This window comes from Cupriavidus sp. FW305-F7, from assembly GCF_058782875.1.
The window spans coordinates 94926-114038 of the sequence record NZ_JBYSYC010000011.1 but is presented as its reverse complement, the minus strand read 5'-3'; the positions used below and the strand labels follow the sequence as shown (position 1 = coordinate 114038).

The 19113-nt window shown below is 66.3% G+C and carries 17 protein-coding genes and 1 tRNA gene; 12 read left to right on the top strand and 6 right to left on the bottom strand.

Annotated elements, in window-relative coordinates; genetic code table 11:
• Window positions 1-155: 155 nt before the first annotated feature.
• The 4 genes from AC3WL8_RS12930 (at window position 156) to folE2 (ending at window position 4314) form a co-directional block, all read left to right on the top strand.
• A complete protein-coding gene (locus AC3WL8_RS12930; protein WP_013957533.1) occupies window positions 156-470 on the top strand; it encodes an exodeoxyribonuclease VII small subunit in 315 nt (104 codons plus the stop codon).
• Window positions 467-1351, top strand: coding sequence for a polyprenyl synthetase family protein (locus AC3WL8_RS12925; protein WP_211980026.1), 885 nt, complete (start codon window positions 467-469; stop codon window positions 1349-1351). Before AC3WL8_RS12930 ends, AC3WL8_RS12925 begins: the two co-directional genes overlap by 4 nt.
• A 25-nt stretch (window positions 1352-1376) precedes the next feature.
• Window positions 1377-3293 (top strand): 1-deoxy-D-xylulose-5-phosphate synthase, encoded by a 1917-nt coding sequence (gene dxs, locus AC3WL8_RS12920; RefSeq protein WP_211980025.1) that lies wholly within the window; start codon window positions 1377-1379, stop codon window positions 3291-3293.
• 217 nt (window positions 3294-3510) lie between these two features.
• Window positions 3511-4314 (top strand): GTP cyclohydrolase FolE2, encoded by an 804-nt coding sequence (gene folE2 / locus AC3WL8_RS12915; protein WP_013957530.1) that lies wholly within the window; start codon window positions 3511-3513, stop codon window positions 4312-4314.
• Window positions 4315-4377: 63 nt separating this feature from the next.
• Here folE2 and tsaD read toward each other — a convergent pair whose 3' ends face one another.
• A complete protein-coding gene (gene tsaD, locus AC3WL8_RS12910) occupies window positions 4378-5412 on the bottom strand; it encodes a tRNA (adenosine(37)-N6)-threonylcarbamoyltransferase complex transferase subunit TsaD (protein ID WP_013957529.1) in 1035 nt (344 codons plus the stop codon).
• A gap of 157 nt (window positions 5413-5569) precedes the next feature.
• Here tsaD and AC3WL8_RS12905 point away from each other — a divergent pair, with 157 nt between their 5' ends.
• The 4 genes from AC3WL8_RS12905 to dnaG all read left to right on the top strand — a co-directional run bounded on the left by AC3WL8_RS12905 (window position 5570) and on the right by dnaG (window position 9775).
• Window positions 5570-6835 (top strand): BaiN/RdsA family NAD(P)/FAD-dependent oxidoreductase, encoded by a 1266-nt coding sequence (locus AC3WL8_RS12905; RefSeq protein WP_492378341.1) that lies wholly within the window; start codon window positions 5570-5572, stop codon window positions 6833-6835.
• A 137-nt stretch (window positions 6836-6972) separates the two neighbouring features.
• Window positions 6973-7185, top strand: a complete 213-nt coding sequence (gene rpsU, locus AC3WL8_RS12900) for a 30S ribosomal protein S21 (RefSeq protein WP_492378340.1) — start codon at window positions 6973-6975, stop codon at window positions 7183-7185.
• Window positions 7186-7312: 127 nt separating this feature from the next.
• Entirely contained in the window at window positions 7313-7762 is a 450-nt protein-coding gene (locus tag AC3WL8_RS12895) for a GatB/YqeY domain-containing protein (RefSeq protein ID WP_013957526.1), read from the top strand.
• Window positions 7763-7963: 201 nt separating this feature from the next.
• Entirely contained in the window at window positions 7964-9775 is a 1812-nt protein-coding gene (gene dnaG / locus AC3WL8_RS12890; protein ID WP_211980024.1) for a DNA primase, read from the top strand.
• A 95-nt stretch (window positions 9776-9870) separates the two neighbouring features.
• Here dnaG and AC3WL8_RS12885 read toward each other — a convergent pair whose 3' ends face one another.
• On the bottom strand, window positions 9871-10236 hold the full coding sequence (locus AC3WL8_RS12885; protein WP_035815784.1) for a hypothetical protein: 366 nt from the start codon (window positions 10234-10236) through the stop codon (window positions 9871-9873).
• 19 nt (window positions 10237-10255) lie between these two features.
• On the opposite strand from AC3WL8_RS12885, the gene rpoD reads away from it, so the two are divergent.
• Both rpoD and AC3WL8_RS12875 read left to right on the top strand, forming a co-directional pair.
• Window positions 10256-12532, top strand: a complete 2277-nt coding sequence (gene rpoD / locus AC3WL8_RS12880; RefSeq protein WP_041228047.1) for an RNA polymerase sigma factor RpoD — start codon at window positions 10256-10258, stop codon at window positions 12530-12532.
• A gap of 10 nt (window positions 12533-12542) precedes the next feature.
• Window positions 12543-12621 (top strand) — tRNA-Ile (locus AC3WL8_RS12875).
• A gap of 60 nt (window positions 12622-12681) precedes the next feature.
• On the opposite strand, the gene AC3WL8_RS12870 is transcribed toward AC3WL8_RS12875, so the two are convergent.
• The 4 genes from AC3WL8_RS12870 to AC3WL8_RS12855 all read right to left on the bottom strand — a co-directional run bounded on the left by AC3WL8_RS12870 (window position 12682) and on the right by AC3WL8_RS12855 (window position 17189).
• Window positions 12682-14925: a phosphocholine-specific phospholipase C gene (locus AC3WL8_RS12870; RefSeq protein WP_211980023.1), complete on the bottom strand. Its 2244-nt coding sequence runs from the start codon at window positions 14923-14925 to the stop codon at window positions 12682-12684.
• A gap of 32 nt (window positions 14926-14957) precedes the next feature.
• Window positions 14958-15149 carry a hypothetical protein gene (locus tag AC3WL8_RS12865; protein WP_153953661.1) on the bottom strand — a complete coding sequence of 64 codons (192 nt, stop codon included), beginning with the start codon at window positions 15147-15149 and terminating at the stop codon, window positions 14958-14960.
• Between the two features lie 142 nt (window positions 15150-15291).
• A complete protein-coding gene (locus AC3WL8_RS12860; RefSeq protein WP_211980022.1) occupies window positions 15292-15801 on the bottom strand; it encodes a nucleoside deaminase in 510 nt (169 codons plus the stop codon).
• A 29-nt stretch (window positions 15802-15830) separates the two neighbouring features.
• Entirely contained in the window at window positions 15831-17189 is a 1359-nt protein-coding gene (locus tag AC3WL8_RS12855; RefSeq protein ID WP_211980021.1) for a nucleobase:cation symporter-2 family protein, read from the bottom strand.
• Between the two features lie 179 nt (window positions 17190-17368).
• Between AC3WL8_RS12855 and AC3WL8_RS12850 the strand changes: the two genes are divergently transcribed.
• On the top strand, window positions 17369-18286 hold the full coding sequence (locus AC3WL8_RS12850) for a LysR family transcriptional regulator (protein WP_492378339.1): 918 nt from the start codon (window positions 17369-17371) through the stop codon (window positions 18284-18286).
• Between the two features lie 85 nt (window positions 18287-18371).
• On the top strand, window positions 18372-18725 hold the full coding sequence (locus AC3WL8_RS12845; protein WP_013957521.1) for a DUF1428 domain-containing protein: 354 nt from the start codon (window positions 18372-18374) through the stop codon (window positions 18723-18725).
• Window positions 18726-19113 lie beyond the last annotated feature (388 nt).

The window sequence follows — 19113 nt, the reverse complement described above, 5'->3', positions numbered from 1 at the left end:
GAGCGCACAAGTCACATATGCCCCAAAGGCACTCATCGGAGGTTGCCCCGCGGCTCCGCAAGGATGGGGCAAGGGCCGGCTTTGGCGTAAAATCCGGGCTTCCCCATCCGGGTTTCCTTATGATTCGACCGGATTCCATATTTCCAGGGCCAGACATGCCAAAAACGATGACCGCTCCGGTCCAGACCGACGACACCACCGCGGCCTCGGCGCCGCCCGCTTCCTACGAAGCGGCAATGGCCGAGCTCGAGACCCTGGTGGCCAGCATGGAGAGCGGCGAACTGCCGCTCGAGGCATCGCTGGCGGCCTACCGCCGGGGCGCCGAACTGGTGCGCTACTGCCAGCAAAAGCTGGAGCGCGTTGAGCAGCAGGTCAAGGTGCTGGAGGGCGACGTGCTCAAGCCGCTGGCCGGCGAAGGCAGCGGTGCAAACGGTGGCAATGGCGGCGCGTCGGGGGCGGACGACGAATGACCGACTTCGCCCAATGGATGCAGGCGCAGGGCGCCCGGACCGAAGCCGCGCTGCAGGCAGCGTTGCCCGATGGCAACACAGTGCCGCATACGCTGCACGAGGCCATGCGCTATGCTGCACTGAGCGGCGGCAAGCGCGTGCGGCCGCTGCTGGTGCATGCCGCCGGCGAGGTCAGCGGGGCGGCCCCGGCCGCCTGCGACGCGGCGGCCTGCGCGGTGGAGATGATCCACGCCTATTCGCTGGTGCACGACGACATGCCCTGCATGGATGACGACGACCTGCGCCGCGGCCGGCCCACCGTGCACAAGGCCTATGACGAGGCCACCGCCTTGCTGGTTGGCGACGCGCTGCAGACCCAGGCCTTTATCGTGCTGGCCGGTGCCGGGGCGATCGCGCCCGCGGCGCGGCTGCGGCTCGTGGCCGAACTGGCGCTGGCGTCGGGCTCGACCGGCATGGCCGGCGGCCAGGCGATCGACCTGCAGAACGTGGGCCGGGCCATGACGCGCGAGGCGCTCGAGGCCATGCACCGCATGAAAACCGGCGCGCTGTTGCGCGCCAGTGTGCGCATGGGCGCACTATGTGGTGAAATCGATGCCCAGGGACTGGCTGCGCTGGACCGCTATGCGGCGGCAGTGGGATTGGCGTTCCAGGTGGTTGACGATATTCTGGACGTCACTGCCGATACCGCCACGCTGGGCAAGACCGCCGGCAAGGACGCCGCCCATGACAAGCCGACCTATGTATCGCTGATGGGACTTGACCCGGCTCGCGCACTGGCCGGGACGCTGCGCGCAGAGGCACACGAGGCGCTGGCCGGCTTTGGCGAGCGCGCGGACCGCCTGCGGGACCTGGCGGACCTGATCGTGCTGCGCACACATTAAACAGAGAGCCGGCCGAACGGACATCATGACCTACGCACTTCTCAACAAGATTGACGCCCCCGCAGACCTGCGCAAGCTCGACCGGCGCGAGCTCCAGACCCTGGCGGACGAACTGCGCGCCTATGTGCTGGAGTCGGTCTCACAGACCGGCGGCCACCTGTCGTCCAACCTGGGCACGGTAGAGCTGACCATCGCGCTGCACTACGTCTTCAACACCCCGGACGACCGGCTGGTGTGGGACGTGGGCCACCAGAGCTATCCGCACAAGATCCTGACCGGGCGCCGCGAGCGCATGGGCACGCTGCGCCAGTGGGGCGGCATCTCGGGCTTCCCGCGCCGCAGCGAGAGCGAATACGACACCTTCGGCACGGCGCATTCGTCGACCTCGATCTCGGCCGCGCTGGGCATGGCGCTGGGCGCGCGCACGCTGGGCGAGAAGCGCGTCTCGGTGGCGGTGATCGGCGACGGCGCCATGACCGCGGGCATGGCTTTCGAGGCGCTGAACAACGCCGGCGTCTACAAGGACCTGCCGCTGGTGGTGGTGCTCAACGACAACGACATGTCGATCTCGCCGCCGGTGGGCGCGCTCAACCGCCACCTGGCGCGGCTCTTGAGCGGCCAGTTCTACGCGGCCACCAAGAAGGGCATCGAGAAAGTCCTGTCGGTGGCACCACCGGTGCTGGAGTTCGCCAAGCGCTTCGAGGAACATGCCAAGGGCATGATGGTGCCGGCCACGCTGTTCGAGGAATTCGGCTTCAACTACATCGGGCCGATCGACGGCCATGACCTGAACTCGCTGGTGCCGACGCTGCTGAATATCCGCCAGCGCGCGCTCGAGGGTGCCGGCCCGCAGTTCCTGCACGTGGTGACCAAGAAGGGCCAGGGCTACAAGCTGGCCGAGGCCGACCCGATCCTGTACCACGGCCCGGGCAAGTTCAATCCGGCCGAGGGCATCCGCCCCGCGGCCAAGCCGGCGCGCAAGACCTACACGCAGGTGTTCGGCGACTGGCTGTGCGACATGGCCGCGGCCGACAAGCGCCTGGTCGGCATTACCCCGGCGATGCGCGAGGGCTCGGGCATGGTCGAGTTCGAGAAGCGCTTCCCGGACCGCTACTACGACGTGGGCATCGCCGAGCAGCACGCCGTGACCTTTGCCGGTGGCCTGGCCTGCGAAGGCCTGAAGCCGGTGGTGGCGATCTACTCGACCTTCCTGCAGCGCGGCTATGACCAGCTGATCCACGACGTGGCGCTGCAGAACCTGCCGGTGGTGTTCGCGCTGGACCGCGCCGGCCTGGTCGGCGCCGACGGCGCCACGCACGCGGGCGCCTACGATATCGCCTACCTGCGCTGCATCCCCAACATGATGGTGATGACGCCGTCCGACGAGAACGAGTGCCGTCAGCTGCTGAGCACGGCATTCCACCAGACCTGCCCGAGCGCCGTGCGCTATCCGCGCGGCTCCGGCCCGGGCGCCGCCATTGCCGCCGAGCTCACCACCGTGCCGGTCGGCAAGGGCGTGATGCGCCGCGAGGGCGGTGCGCGCGCGGGGCATCGCGTGGGCTTCCTGGCGTTCGGCTCGATGGTGCACCCGGCCCTGGGTGCCGCCGAGGCACTGGACGCCGCGGTCGCCGACATGCGCTTCGTCAAGCCGCTCGACGTGGAACTGGTCAAGCGCCTGGCCGCGGAGAACGACTACCTTGTGACGGTGGAAGAGGGCAGCGTGATGGGCGGCGCCGGTAGCGCCGTGCTCGAAGCGCTGGCCGAGGCCGGCATCGACAAGCCGGTGCTGACGCTGGGCCTGCCCGACCGCTTCGTCGACCACGGCGACCCGGCCTACCTGCTGCAGCAATGCGGCCTGGACGCGGCCGGCATCGAGCGCTCGGTGCGCGAGCGCTTCGGGCTGGACCAGCCCAAGGTCACGGTCGCCTCGCGCGTGGCCTGATCACCTGCTGTCCCGAAGGGGATTCGGCCCTCGCACCACGAGTGCGTCCGAATTCCCTTAAACTCCCCTTTTTTGTGTTCGCAGCTGCGGGCCGGCGTGCCATTTGCCGGATCCCGTGGTTTCACACTCGTTGCGCGGCATGGATGGACTGCGAAAATGCCGCGACCGTAAGGGCTCGTGCCGCCCCACTTGGGCGCGACCCTGGAGGAAACCGTAGATGAATGACATCAACCCCGCCTTCATCATGCCCGACGTCCAGTCGAGCCCCGACACCCGCCAGATCCCCATCCAGCGTGTCGGCGTCAAGGGCGTGCGTTACCCCGTGACCCTGAAGACCCCGACCGGCATCGTGCCGACCGTGGGCACCTTCAATCTCGACGTGCACCTGCCGGCGGACCAGAAGGGCACGCATATGTCGCGCTTCGTCGCGCTGCTGGAAGAAGAGCGCGCACCGCTGGAGCTGGCCAGCTTCCGGCTGATGCTGGACAAGATGCTGGAGAAGCTGGAGGCCGAGGCTGGCCGCATCGAGGTCACCTTCCCGTACTTCATCAGCAAGATCGCGCCGGTGTCGGGCGTGGAGTCGCTGCTGGACTACGAGGTCACGCTGACCGGCGAAGTGCGCAACGGCGCCACGCGCGTGTTCCTGAAGGCGCTGGTGCCGGTGACCAGCCTGTGCCCGTGCTCGAAGAAGATCTCGCAGTACGGCGCGCACAACCAGCGTTCGCATATCACCATGGACGTGGAGCTGGCCGGCGAGCTGCCGGTGGAAGCGCTGGTCCGCATGGCCGAGGAAGAGGCCTCGTGCGAGCTGTGGGGCCTGCTCAAGCGCCCCGACGAGAAGTTCGTCACCGAGCGCGCCTATGAAAATCCCAAGTTCGTCGAGGACCTGGTACGCGATATCGCCATGCGGCTGAATGCGGATGACCGCATCGTGGCGTATGTGCTGGAGGCGGAGAACTTTGAGTCGATCCACAACCACAGCGCGTATGCCGTGATCGAGCGGGACAAGCGCGTCGACTGACCGCGTTGTCGCTGCAATGGAAAGAGCCACCGCATGCGGTGGCTCTTTTTTTTTTGGTCCGGTTCAGGCCGCCGAAGGCAGGCGGATATCCGCCAGGTCCCAGCGCGGCGTCACGCCGTAGCCATACTCGTGCCGCGCCAGTTCGGGCGCGGCCTGCAGCCGCATCGCGCCGGCAAACGCGATCATCGCGCCGTTGTCGGTGCAGAACGCCAGGTCCGGGTAATACACGTCGATCTTGCGCTGCTTGCCCATCTGGTCCAGCCGCTCGCGCAACTGCCGGTTGGCACCCACGCCTCCCGCCACCACCAGCCGCTTGTGCCCGGTCTGCTTGAGCGCCGCCATCGACTTGGCGGCCAGCACGTCGACAATGGCATCGACAAAGGCGCGCGCCAGGTTGGCGCGGTCCTGTTCGCAGGTGTTGGCGAGCTTGCGGGTTTGCGTCAGCACCGCGGTCTTCAGCCCGGCGAAGGAGAAATCCAGGTTGCCCGAATGCAGCATCGGCCGCGGCAGCGCAAAGGCGCCGGGGATGCCGAATTCGGCCAGCCGCGACACTTCCGGGCCGCCCGGATAGCCCAGCCCCAGCAGCTTGGCGGTCTTGTCGAAGGCTTCGCCGGCGGCGTCGTCCAGGGTTTCGCCCAACAGCGTGTAGTCGCCGATGCCGCGCACTTCCATCAGTTGCGTATGCCCGCCCGACACCAGCAGCGCCACGAACGGGAAGGGCGGCGGCTCGCGCGTCAGCAGCGGCGACAGCAGGTGGCCTTCCAGGTGATGCACGCCCACCATCGGCACGTTCAGCGCGAAGCCCAAGGCATTGGCCACCGAGGCGCCCACCAGCAGTGCGCCGGCCAGGCCGGGGCCCTGGGTGAAGGCGATGGCGTCGATGTCCTGGCGGGTGCGGCCGGCATCGGCCAGCACCTGCTCCAGCAGCGGCAGCACGCGGCGGATATGGTCGCGCGACGCCAGTTCCGGCACCACGCCGCCGTAGTCGCGGTGCATGGCGATCTGCGAGTGCAGCGCATGCGCGAGCAGGCCGGTCCCGGTGTCATAGAGGGCGAGGCCGGTTTCGTCGCAGGAGGATTCGATGCCGAGGACAAGCATGGGAAGCGCATAGGGCCGTCTCCGGTCAGGGAAACGGCTGTCGAAACAACAGGTTGCAGGAAGCGCGCAGGGTAGCACAGCGGCGCGCGGCGTGCTTTTCGCTACAATCTGCCCTTTCTCTGGCGGTGGCAATACACATGGATGCGCGAGGCGTGCGATGAGCGGGGCAACATCGGCCCGGACGGGCCGGTATGACGTGGCCGTGCTGGGTGCGGGCGCGGCCGGCATGATGTGTGCCGCCGTGGCCGGCCAGAACGGCGCGCGCGTGGTGCTGATCGACCATGCCACTAAGCTGGCCGAGAAGATCCGCATTTCGGGCGGCGGGCGCTGCAATTTCACCAACCTGCAGGCCGGGCCCGCCAACTACCTGTCGTCCAATCCGCACTTCTGCCGCTCTGCGCTGGCGCGCTACACGCCGCAGGATTTCCTTGGCCTGATGCGCCGCTACGGCATCGACTGGCACGAGAAGCATCGCGGCCAGCTGTTCTGCAACGACAGCGCCGAAGACGTGATCGCCATGCTGCGCGCCGAATGCGACACCGGCCATGTGCGCTGGCAGACCGGCTGCACCGTGGCCGAGATCCGGCGCGAGGGCGACGATTTCCTGTTGCTCACCGCCACCGGCACGGTGCGGGCCGGGGCGTTGGTGGTGGCCACCGGCGGGCTGTCGATCCCCAAGATCGGCGCCACCGACTTTGGCTACCGCATCGCGCGGCAGTTCGGGCTGGGCATCGTCGAAACCCGGCCGGCGCTGGTACCGCTGACCTTCGATGGCAAGGACTGGGCGCCGTTCGCGCCGCTGGCCGGCGTGTCGCTGGAAGTGGATGTCGCCACCGGCAACGGCAAGGCGGCCGGGGCCTTCCGCGAAGACCTGCTGTGGACGCACCGCGGCCTGTCCGGCCCCGCCGTGCTGCAGATCTCCAGCTACTGGCGCCCCGGCACGCCGATCGCCATCGACCTGTTTGATGGCGAGGATGCCGCCGCCTGGCTGCTGGAGCAGAAGGCCGGCAGCCGCAAGCACCTGGGCAACCTGCTGGCGCAACGGCTGCCGGCGCGGCTGGCCGATGCCTGGTGCGCGGCCTCGGGCGTGGATACAGCCATGCCGCTGCATGATGTGACCGACAAGGCCCTGCGCAAGCTGGGCGCGACGCTCAACGGCTGGCGCATCGTGCCGTCTGGCACCGAGGGCTACCGCAAGGCCGAGGTCACGCTGGGCGGGGTCGACACGCGGGCGCTGTCATCCACCACCATGATGGCCCGCGAGGTGCCGGGCCTGTATTTCATCGGCGAGGTGGTGGACGTGACCGGCTGGCTGGGTGGCTACAACTTCCAGTGGGCCTGGGCCTCCGCAGTGGCGGCGGGGCAGGCCGCGGCAGAGGCATCGCGCACTGCTTCGGCAGGGCAATCGGTAGCCCAAGGATAGTCTGGTGATAGCTGGAAGGGTAGTAAGCGGCACTCGCTAAGTGTCCGCTGCACGCCACTTCCCCGTTGGATTGTTGATGCTACAATCCAGAACTTCGTAGAGCCGCTTATCCCGAAAATTCTTTATTTTCTGGCCAAATGACCACGATCCATCTCAAGGAAAACGAGCCTTTTGAAGTTGCCATGCGCCGTTTCAAGCGCACCATAGAGAAGAACGGGCTGCTCCCGGAACTGCGGGCGCGCGAGTTTTACGAAAAGCCCACCGCCGCGCGCAAGCGCAAGAAGGCAGCCGCGGAAAAGCGCCATTACAAGCGCAACCGCAGCCAGATGCTGCCGAAGAAGCTGTACTGACCCGGCGCTCCCGCTTGCATCCGACCCGCTGTGGCATACGCTTCGGCGGGTTTTTGCGTTCTGGGCCTTGCAGCGGGCGGTCGCCGCCGCCACCTGTGAGTGCCCACCCACTTTCTGGAAGATCACGATGTCCCTCAAAGCCCGTATCAGCGAAGACATGAAGGCCGCCATGCGCGCCCGCGAAACGGAGCGCCTCGGCACCATCCGCCTGTTGCTGGCCGCCATCAAGCAGCGCGAAGTCGATGAGCGCGTGGAGCTGGACGATACCGCCGTGCTGGCCGTGGTCGAGAAACTGATCAAGCAGCGCAAGGATTCGATCTCGCAGTTCCAGCAAGCGGGCCGCAATGACCTGGCAGACAAGGAGTCGGCGGAAGTCGAGGTGCTGAAGGCCTACATGCCCGCCGCGCTGTCGGACGAGGAGGTCGCCGCCGAAGTCCAGCAGGCCGTTGCCGCCACTGGCGCCGCCGGTCCGCAGGACATGGGCAAGGTCATGGGCGTGCTCAAGGGCAAGCTGGCTGGCCGTGCCGACATGACCGCCGTATCGGCCCTGGTCAAGGCTGCACTCGCAGCAAAGTAAATACTGATTTAATCGGTTGCGAGCAGGATAAGCACCGGATCCGCGTGGTTCGGTGCAGTTGCACGGAGATGTCACGCAGTCCGGGCGGCCTTATCACGCTGCACTACAATATTCCGATAGCAGCCGGGCGCCGCACCGGTCACGCATTCCTAAAAGATGCCGCCCGCCGCGGGACGGCCATGCCTCAGGACGGTCAGTCGGGTGATTCCGCAATCCTTTATTCAGGACCTGCTCAACCGTGTCGACATTGTCGATGTGGTGGGCAAGTATGTGCAGCTGAAGAAGGGCGGCGCCAACTTCATGGGGCTGTGCCCCTTCCATAACGAGAAATCACCGTCATTCACGGTGTCGCCGACTAAGCAGTTCTACCACTGCTTCGGATGTGGCGCCCACGGCTCGGCCATCGGCTTTCTGATGGAATTTTCCGGCCAGTCCTATCCGGAAGCGGTGCGCGAACTGGCCCAGTCGGTTGGCATGAGCGTGCCGGAAGAGCGCGACCGGCTGCCGCCCGGGCAGCGCGCGGAACAGCAGGCCCGTTCGGTGGCGCTGTCCGACGCAATGACCCGCGCCACCGATTTCTACCGCCGCCAGCTGCGCGGCGCGCCGCAGGCGATCCAGTACCTGAAGGGCCGCGGCCTCACCGGCGAGATCGCCGCGAACTTCGGCCTGGGCTATGCGCCGGATGACTGGCAGGGCCTTGAGGCCGTGTTCGGCAGCTATCGTGATGACAACGTGTCGGCGCCGCTGGTCGAGTGCGGCCTGCTGATCGAAAGCGAGAAGCGCGATGCGGACGGCAAGCCGCGCCGCTACGACCGCTTCCGCGACCGCATCATGTTCCCTATCCGCAACACCAAAGGGGCCGTGATCGGCTTCGGCGGCCGCGTGATGGGGCAGGGCGAGCCCAAGTACCTGAACTCGCCCGAGACCCCGCTGTTCAGCAAGGGCACGGAGTTGTACGGGTTGTTCGAGGCCCGTCACGCGATCCGGGAAACTGGCTACGTGCTGGTGGTCGAAGGTTATATGGACGTCGTGGCGCTGGCCCAGCTCGGTTTTGCCAATGCCGTTGCCACCCTGGGCACGGCGTGCACCCCTGTGCATGTGCAGAAGCTGCTGCGCCAGACCGACGCCGTGGTGTTTTCGTTCGACGGCGACTCTGCCGGGCGCCGCGCGGCCCGGCGCGCGCTGGAGGCCTGCTTGCCGCACGTGGCGGACAACAAGACCATCCGCTTCCTGTTCCTGCCGTCCGAGCACGATCCGGACAGCTATGTGCGCGAAGAGGGCACCGAGGCCTTTGCCAACCAGGTGCGCAATGCCATGCCGCTGTCGCGCTTCCTGCTGCAGTCGGTCACCGAGGAGCTGGACCTGCGCCAGCCGGAGGGCCGCGCCCGGGCCCAGTACGAGGCCAAGCCGCTGCTGCAGGCCATGCCCGCCGGCGGCCTGAGGCTACAGATTGTGCGCGAACTTGCCGATGCCACGGGGACGACACCCGCGGAGATCGAAGCCATCTGCGGCCTGCGCAGCGACCCGGCCCGCGTCGGCCGCTTCGCCCAGCCGCGCCCGCGCACCCGCCGCCAGGCCCCGACCGGGCTGGAACAGCGGGTGATCCAGCTGCTGATGTGCTATCCGGCGCTGTCGGCAAGGCTTGACGAGGATGCGCGCGCGCTGCTGCTGGGCGGCGAGAGCAGCGACAGTGAAGTGCTGGCGCACCTAGTGGAGGCGTGCGACAGCGTGCAGGGCGAGGTCAATTTTGCGGCCTTCAGCGAGCACCTGGCCCAGTCGCCCTATGCCGAGGTGTATGCCGTGGCACGTACCGCGGTGCTGCGAGAAGAGATCGAAGAAGCACCCGCAATACAGGATTTCGATGCGGCCATTACCAAGCTGCTGGCCGAGCCGCTGCGGCGCGAACTCGACGGCCTGCAGGCGGAGGTGGTGGCGGGCACGGCCGATGAAGCGGCCAAGCAGCGCATGCGCTGGCTGGTGGGGGAAATCCACCGGCGGCGCCAACTTGGCTGAGGTGCCTGCGGGTGCCCTGGTCATCAACCAGGAGACAGCAGCAAGCGTTGGATAAGGGACTGGGCCCGGCCCTGCCGAGCTTAAGCCTTGATTTTTCAGGTGAAAACCTCACCTGACAGGGAGCCGGCTATGCGTGGCGTGCTACAATAGCCGGTTTGGATTGCGAAATCTTTCTCTCCAGTTCTGGTGAAAGTGAGCGTGCCAATGGCAAAGGCCAAAGCAACCGAAAGGGTTACCTCTAAAGCTCCCCAATCAGGGAGCGGCAAGGCGTCTGTGAAAACAACGGCGGCGAAGACATCGACCGCGTCAGTCAAGACACCAGCCCGGTCTGCGCCATCAAAGTCCGTGCGTAGCGCGCAAGCGCCCGCCGTGACGACTCCCACCAGGACTCGCACATCCGAAAAGACAAAGGCCTCGACTTCGGCACGCGAGAGCGGCAAGAGCGCCAGTACGAGCGGCAAGGTCGCCGCATCTGCACCAGTGAAAGGTAAGAGTATCACCGTGGCGAAACAGCAGAATACCGAAGTCGAGAGCAAGCGAGCGGCAGCCGCCGGCGTCAAGAGTGGGGAAGCCAAGGCCGGCACCACCACTACGGCAACCAAGGCGCGTGCCGCGACACCTGCATCCGTTGCATCCGAGCGTCCCGCTGCGCCGGCAATCAAGCCGGAGCCGAAAAAGCGTGGCCGCAAGCCCAAGGCCGAGATGCAGCACGACGACAGCACAACAGACGACGTGACTGAAGAGTTTTACGAGAACGATGCGCGCCCGGCGGCAACCCCAGCCGCGGCGCCGAAGACCGAAAAGCAGAAGGCCAAGGACCGCAAGGCCAAGGAAAAGGCCCTGCTCAAGGAGTTCGCCTCGACGCAGCAGGGCACCGAGGAAGAGCTTGAACTGCGCCGTCAGAAGCTCAAGGCGCTGATCAAGCTGGGCAAGTCGCGCGGCTACCTGACCTACGCGGAAATCAACGATCACCTGCCGGACGACATGGTCGATTCGGAAACGATCGACACGCTGGTCGCCACGCTGAACGACATCGGCATCGCTGTCTACGAACAGGCGCCGGATGCCGAGACGCTGCTGCTCAACGACAATGCCCCGTCCGCCACCAGCGAGGAAGAAGCCGAGGAAGAGGCCGAAGCGGCCCTGTCCACGGTGGACTCCGAGTTCGGCCGCACCACCGACCCGGTGCGCATGTACATGCGCGAAATGGGCACGGTCGAGTTGCTCACGCGTGAAGGCGAAATCGAGATCGCCAAGCGCATCGAGGCCGGCCTGAAGGACATGGTGATGGCGATTTCGGCTTGCCCGGTCACCATCTCCGAGATCCTGGCCCATGCCGAGCGCGTGGCCAACGACGAGATCAAGATCGACGAATTCGTCGACGGCCTGATCGACCCGAACGCCGAGGAAGTGGCCGAGTCTCCGGCCGCCGCCGCTGCGCCTGCCGCTGAAGAGGACCTCGAGTCCGACGACGAGGAAGACGCCGACGAGGATGAGGACGATGAAGGCGGCGCCGGTGCCGGTGCCTCCGCGCGCCAGCTGGAAGAGCTGAAGCAGAACGCGCTGGAGAAATTCCGCGTGATCGCCGAGCAGTTCGACAAGATGCGCCGCGCGTTCGAGAAGGAAGGCTACAACTCCAAGCCCTACGTCAAGGCGCAGGAAGCCATCCAGGCCGAGCTGATGGGGATCCGCTTTACCGCCCGCAATGTCGAGCGCCTGTGCGACACGCTGCGCGGCCAGGTGGACGAAGTGCGCAAGCTCGAGCGTGCCATCCTGAACACCATCGTGGACAAGTGCGGCATGCCGCGCGCGGAGTTCGTCGCCCGCTTCCCGGGCAACGAGACCAACCTCGAGTGGGTCCACACCATCGTCGCCGACGGCAAGCCCTACAGCACCATCGTCGAGCGCAATGTGCCGGCCGTGCATGAGCTGCAGCAGAAGCTGATCGACCTGCAGTCGCGCGTGGTGCTGCCGCTGAAGGAACTGAAGGGCGTCAACCGCAAGATGGCCGAAGGCGAGCGTCGTGCCCGCGAAGCCAAGCGCGAGATGACCGAGGCCAACCTGCGCCTGGTGATCTCGATCGCCAAGAAGTACACCAACCGCGGCCTGCAGTTCCTCGACCTGATCCAGGAAGGCAACATCGGCCTGATGAAGGCGGTGGACAAGTTCGAATACCGCCGCGGCTACAAGTTCTCGACCTACGCCACGTGGTGGATCCGCCAGGCCATCACGCGCTCGATCGCCGACCAGGCACGCACCATCCGCATCCCGGTGCACATGATCGAGACGATCAACAAGATGAACCGCATCTCGCGCCAGATCCTGCAGGAAACCGGCAATGAGCCGGATCCGGCAACGCTGGCCGAGAAGATGGAGATGCCGGAAGACAAGATCCGCAAGATCATGAAGATCGCCAAAGAGCCGATCTCCATGGAAACGCCGATCGGTGACGACGACGACTCCCATCTGGGCGACTTCATCGAGGACACCAACACGCTGGCCCCGGCCGAAGCGGCGCTGCACGGTTCCATGCGCGACGTCGTCAAGGACGTGCTGGACTCGCTCACGCCGCGCGAAGCCAAGGTGCTGCGCATGCGCTTCGGCATCGAAATGAGCACCGACCACACGCTGGAGGAGGTCGGCAAGCAGTTCGACGTCACGCGTGAACGGATCCGCCAGATCGAGGCCAAGGCACTGCGCAAGCTGCGCCACCCGAGCCGCTCGGACAAGCTGAAGAGCTTCCTGGAAGGCAACTAAACGCTTCCAAGGGCCTCTAGCTCATGCCTGGTTAGAGCAGCGGACTCATAATCCGTTGGTGCCGTGTTCGACTCACGGGAGGCCCACCAATGTGAAAAGGGACTGCAGGTTGATACCTGCAGTCCCTTTTTTTTACCTCGAACTACCGCTCAATCCTGCGTCACCAACCCCATCGCCGGATCGCTCACCGTATGCCTGCCGGTCTCCACCCGTCCCGCAAAGCGTCGATAGAAGGCCGGGTCGCTGTCGCACGTCACCGCAAAGTCATACCACTGACCGCTTTCCTCCAGCGACCAATACACGGATTTGTCGCCGTTGGCGCCGACGGTGACCGGCCACGGGCCATCGGTTCGGTACGCGAGCGCCTGGATGTTGAAGTGGCAGGCCCTGCGGCCGGCGTTGATCAGGTCGACGTAGACATCGCCATTGGCAATGTCGTAGCAGACGCGGATCTCCGGTGCGATGCCGGTATCGCCGATGCGGTTGGTATCGCCGCGGAAATGGCGGTGAAAGCCGTTGGGGCCCAGCACCCACAGGTCGTATTGCCCGGCGTTGTCCTGGAACACGTTCCAGGTATCGGTCAGGGACTTGCCGGCTTCCACGACATAACGGCGCGGAATGCGTCCCAGCTGGTAGCGGTCGTAGACGTGGAACACCGCCGCTTGCGTGCCGGTGTTGGCGAACACCAGTTCGACCTGCCCCACGGCGCTGCAGCGCGCGCTGGTGTGCAGCTCATACGGCAGCGCGCGTGACGGGCGCGTGCCGGTGGCCTGCAGCGGCAATTGCATGTCGACCGGCAGCGGTACCGCGGGCAGGGCCTGCTGGGCCTTGCGCAGCTGGTCGGCGTCGCTGCGCGTGGTGCGGCCGCCCAGCGTGGGCAGGGCTTCCGAGTTGGGCGTCTTGAAGTTGAATGCGCTGGTCAGGTCGCCGCAGACGGCGCGGCGGAACGGGCTGATGTTGGGTTCGGTCACGCCGAACCGCGCTTCCAGGAAGCGCAGCACGGAGGTGTGGTCGAACACCTGGGAATTGACCCAGCCGCCGCGGCTCCACGGCGAGATCGCGTAAAGCGGCACGCGCGGCCCTGGCCCGTACACGCGGCCGTCCGCAGCGGGCTGGGTCCTGCTGCCCGGCGGCGCCGGATGGTTGAAGTATTCGGCCTGCATCTCGGCATCGCTCAGCGTCGCCTTGCCGGCCAGCGTCCTGTCGGGGTTCACCGAAGGCGCGGAGGGGGAGGGGACGTGGTCGAAGTAGCCGTCGTTCTCGTCGAAGTTGACCAGCAGCACGGTCTTGCTCCAGACTTCGGGCACGGCGGTCAGCGCGTCCAGCACTTCCTGCAGGAACCACGCGCCCTGGACCGGGCTGGACGGGCCGGGATGCTCGCAGTAGATCGACGGCGCGTTGATCCAGGAAACCTGCGGCAGCCTGCCTTCCTTGATGTCGCGGCGAAAGGCGTCGAGGTATTCCTCGGGCTTGGTGCCGGGCAGGGTGTTGGCCACGCCCTTGTACAGCGGGTTGGCGGCGTTGTCGGTGGCCGCATCGTAGGCGTGGTACGGCAGCGGCTGGCCGGTGTTGGCATAGGGCGCGCCCGGCGCGCCGCCGCTGGATACCGGAAAGCCCGACGCCAGGTTGGCCTTGCGGAACTGCTGGAACGCGCCCAGCATGTTGTCGCCCCATTCGTCCGGCATGTTCTGGTAGCAGATCCAGCTGATGCCGGCCGCTTCCAGCCGCTCGGCGTAGGTCGTCCAGGTATAGCCGGTGTTGGCCGAGGCGGGCAGGCCGTCGATCGCATCCCACTCATTGTTGACGAAGGCGACGTTGGCGGCGGTCGGGCCGTTGGTGCCGGTCAGGTGGAACGAACGGTTCGCGTCCGTGCCCGTATGCATCGAGCAATGGTATGCGTCGCACAGCGTAAAGGCATTGGCCAGCGCGAACTGGAACGGGACCTCTTTCTCCTTGAAGTAGCCCATCGACGTATTGGTCTTGTACGTCGGCCAGTTGGCCATGCGGCCGTGGTCCCAGGCCTGCTGGCTGTCCACCCAGGCATGCGGCGTGCCGGCCGCGCGCTGCGCGTTGTTGTTGGTGCCATCCAGGTGATACGGGGTCAGCACGGCGCCGTTGGAGCGCTGTTGCTGCCATACCTTGCGCGCATTGGGCAGCGGGATGGTGAAGCGGTCGCCGAACCCGCGCACGCCCTTGAGCGTGCCGAAGTAGTGGTCGAAGGAACGGTTCTCCTGCATCAGGATCACCACATGCTCGACATCCTTGATGGTGCCGGTGGCATTGTTGGCCGGGATGGCCAGGGCCTTGCGGATGCTGGGCGGGAACGCGGCCAGCGCGGCGGCGGCGAAGCCGGTGCCGGCTGCGGCTTGCAGGAAGTTGCGGCGAGAGACCATGGTCTTGTCGGATTGCGTCGGGACTTGCGTTGTCAGGGGGCGCAGCGGATCACCGGGTCGGGCCGCTTGTCTGGCTTCTTGCCGGGCTGTTCCGGTTGTGCGTTCGGCGTGGCCGTCGCAGTCGGCGACAGGTTGCCGCCGCCGTCATCGCCACCACATGCGGTGAGCAATGCCGCCGCGATCAGGGTCGCGGCCAGGGTTCTTGGGAGCTTGCAGGGGAGCATCGGGTTCGCCTGGCTGGGTGGGTGTGGCGGCTGCTGGGAGCCGGAGCAGGCGAGTGTAGGAAGGCGGGGTGACGTGTCGATGACAAAATGTCCAACGCCGGTCCGTGCCGTCCGCCGGGTTGGCGGACGGCGGGCAGGATGGCTACTTCCAGAAGCCTGCGTGCGGTGCCGCGGCTTCGTCCTCCAGCACCGGCCCGACCACCTCCACCTGGCGCTGCCCGCGCGCGAACACTTCGCGGCAGGGCAGCGAGAAGGTCGGGTTCTCCGGATGGTCGCCGGTCAGGCCCAGCAGCTTGTGCTCTGACAGCGCATAGACCACGCGCCCGATGCCGGTCCAGTAGATCGCGCCGGCGCACATGCAGCACGGCTCCGCGCTGGTGTAGAGGGTGCAGTTGGCCAGTTGTTCCGGCGGCAGCGCACGGGCGGCCTGCGCGGCGGCGACCAGTTCCGCGTGCTGGGTCGGGTCGCCTTCCGGCGGCATCGAATTGTTGCCGGCGCTGGCGATGATATTGCCGGCCTGGTCGGCCACCAGCGCGGCGAACGGATGGCGGCCGCGCGCCCTGGATGCATCGGACAGCGCGATCGACTGGCGCAGCATCTCCAGGTCGAGCGGCGACAGTTCGGCGCCGGACGGGTCTGTGATTCGGGTCATGCTTGGGGTCTCCGGTTGGGGAAAAGAAATCAGGAAAGGGTCGACTCTTCGGCTTGCGCTGGCAGCAGCGGCGCTTCCGTGCCGGCCTGCGCGTCGCTGCCGTTGAGCAGCACGTTGAGCAGGATGGCGGTGATGCCGCCGAGGAAGATGCCGCTTTCCAGCACCAGCTTGAGCGAGCCGCCGGCATGCTCGAACAGGGCGGGGAAGGACATCGGCAGCACGCCCACGCTGACGGACACCGCAACGATGATGGCGTTGCGGGTGCCGTCGAATTTCACGCGCGACAGTTCCTGGATGCCGGCCACCGTGGTCATGCCGAACATCACGATGGCGCAGCCGCCCAGCACCGGCCGCGGCACCGAGGCGATCAGCGCGCCGAGCTTGGGGAACAGGCCCATCAGCACCATGATCGCGCCGGCGGCAGCGACCACGTAGCGACTCTTGACGCTGGACAGCGCGATCAGGCCGGTGTTCTGCGTGAAGGCGTTGTAGGGAAAGCTGTTGAAGATGCCGCCCAGCATGGTCGACAAGCCGTCGGCGCGGAAGGCATTGCCCAGCGTTTCCTGGCTGGAGGGCTTGCCGACGATCTGGCCGATGGCCAGGCAGTTGCCGGTGGTCTCGGCCATGATCACCAGCATCGCCAGGATCATCACCAGCGTTGGCGCCACGCCGAACTGCGGCATGCCGAAGGCGAAGGGCGGGCTCACCTCGAACCACGCCGCGTTGCCGACATGGGCAAAGTCGGTCAGCCCGAACGCCATGGCGACGGCCGTGCCGGCCACCAGCCCCAGCAGCACCGCGAGGTTGCCGACAAAGCCGCGAAAGCGCGCGTAGATGAACAGCGTGATGGCGATGGTGGCCGCGCCCAGCAGCAGGTTCGGCATGCTGCCGAAATCCGCCGCGCCCGGGTTGCCGCCGCCGAGCCAGATGGCCGCGGCCGGCATCAGCGAGATGCCGATGATGGTGATCAGGCTGCCGATCACCACCGGCGGGAAGAAGCGCAGCATGCGGCTGAACACCGGCGCCAGCGCAATCGTGGCAGCGCCGGCGGCGATCACCGCGCCGAACACCGTGGTCAGCCCGTATTGCTTGCCGATCATGATCATCGGTGCCAGCGCGATAAACGAGCAGCCCTGGATCATCGGCAGCCGCGCGCCGAACTTCCAGCAGCCCAGGCACTGGATCATGGTGGCGATGCCCGAGGTCAGCAGGTTGGCGTTGATCAGCGTCACCACCTGCGCCGCGGACAGCCCGAGCGCGCTGCCTAGGATCAGCGGCACCGCGACCGCGCCGGCGTACATCACCAGCACGTGCTGCAGGCCAAAGCTCGCCAGTTGGCGCAGCGGCAGGATTTCATCGACCGGGTGTACCGGCGTGGGGGTCTTCATGGGCTTGTCTCCTTTTTCGATGGAAGCCGCTTCCGCCTCTGGCAGGGCGGATCGGGCAGCGCCGGCCGGGTTTGCGTGGGTTAGTGATTCCTCGGCCGTTGCGGCATCATCTCCACAATTTCATCGGTACAACAAATCAATACCTATCGATTCAGTCGATGGGTAGTGGGAGGGTGACCATGCGCTTTTCGCTGGACCAGTTGCAGGTATTCGCCCTGGTGGTTGAGACAGGCTCCTTTTCCGCCGCCGCGCGGCGCCTGGGCAAGACCCAGTCCACGATCAGCGCGGCGGTGGCCAACCTGGAGATCGACCTGGGCGTGCCGCTGTTCGACCGCAGCAGCCGCAATCCGGCGCTGACCGAGGCCGGCCGCAAGCTGCTGACCGAGGCCGAAGCGGTGCTGGAGCGCTGCCTGTCACTGCAGGCCCATGCCGCCAGCCTGGCCGATGCCAACCCGCCCGGGCTGACGCTGGCGATCGAGATCCCGTACCACGCGGTGATGCCGGTGCTGGCCGAATTCGAGCGGGAGTTTCCGTATGTCGACCTGACCATCCGCAACCCGGTCTACGGCGATGTCAGCGAACTGGTGCTGCAGGGCGAGGCCGAGCTCGGCATTGCTTTCGCGCAGCCGCACTACGCGCCGGAACTGGCCTTCGTGCAGTTGGGCAAGCTGATCATGGTGCACGTGGTGCACCCGGGACACCCGCTGGCCGGGCGCGAGCAGGTCTCGTTTGCCGACCTGCATGCCTATCGGCGCCTGGCCTTCAGCGCGCATGCCGACAAGCTGCCCACCAGCGAATACCTTCGCGCGGCGCGGGTGTGGCGCGCCGAAAGCTACCTGGCGCTGGTCGAGATGGTGAAAAGCGGGCTGGGCTGGGCGACGCTGCCGCGGCAACTGGTGCGAGAGGCGCTGGAGCGCGGCGAACTGGTGGAACTGGACCTGGTGGCCTATCCGTACACGGACTGGCTGGTCAGCGTCGACCTGATCTGGGCGAAGTCGGGCCGGCCGCAGGGCCGGGACGAGCAGTGGCTGCGGCAGCGCTTCCGGGAAAACATGGTGTTCGAGGTCGACCGGCGTGGGCAGCGGACCACCCGCTGAGGGCGTGGCGATGGACTATGGTAGTCAGACGCAATCGCGCGTTTGATCCGATTCGCCCGATTCAATCTGACCAGGAGTGAAGCCCATGTCCTATATCGACGGATTCGTACTGGCCGTTCCCCAGGCCACTCGCGAGACCTATCGCCAGGTGGCGCAGAAGGCAGCCGCGGTGTTCAAGGAGCACGGCGCGCTGAAGGTGGTGGAATGCTGGGGTGACGATGTGCCGGAAGGCAAGGTCACGTCCTTTACCATGGCGGTGCAGCGCAAGGAGGATGAAGCGGTGGTGTTCGCGTGGATCCTGTGGCCGTCACGGGAGAAGCGCGACACCGGCATGAAGGCGGCGATGGCAGACCCGCGCCTGAAGGAAGGCATGGATCCGATGCCGTTCGACGGCCAGCGGATGATCTTTGGCGGCTTCGAGGTGATTGTCGACGAGTGAGCGGGCAGGGCGCCGGCGTGGCAGCGCCGGCGCGCAGGCAAGCCAGATCAGATCAGGTGGAAGACCATGCCCAGGGCAATCGCGCCGCCCAGGGTTTCCACTGCTGCGAGGGCGAGAAGGTTCTTCAGTACGAAAGCGTCTTCTTTCTTCGTCACCATGGTCTGTCTCCCGGTCATTGGACTTGTTCTGAGGCACCATCGGCTGTGGCGATCCGGCGTTTGCGGTGCCAAGCCGTCGATGTGAGTCCAGTAGACCGTATTCGCCCGCTGGCCGGAAGCTGGCGAAAACCCGCTCGGCGAAAACCCGGATTCCTTCAGGAATGTGACAGGGCCATGATTGACAGGCTTTGCAGGGCGCGTTTGCGGCCTGCCGGCAACGCGGCATGGCA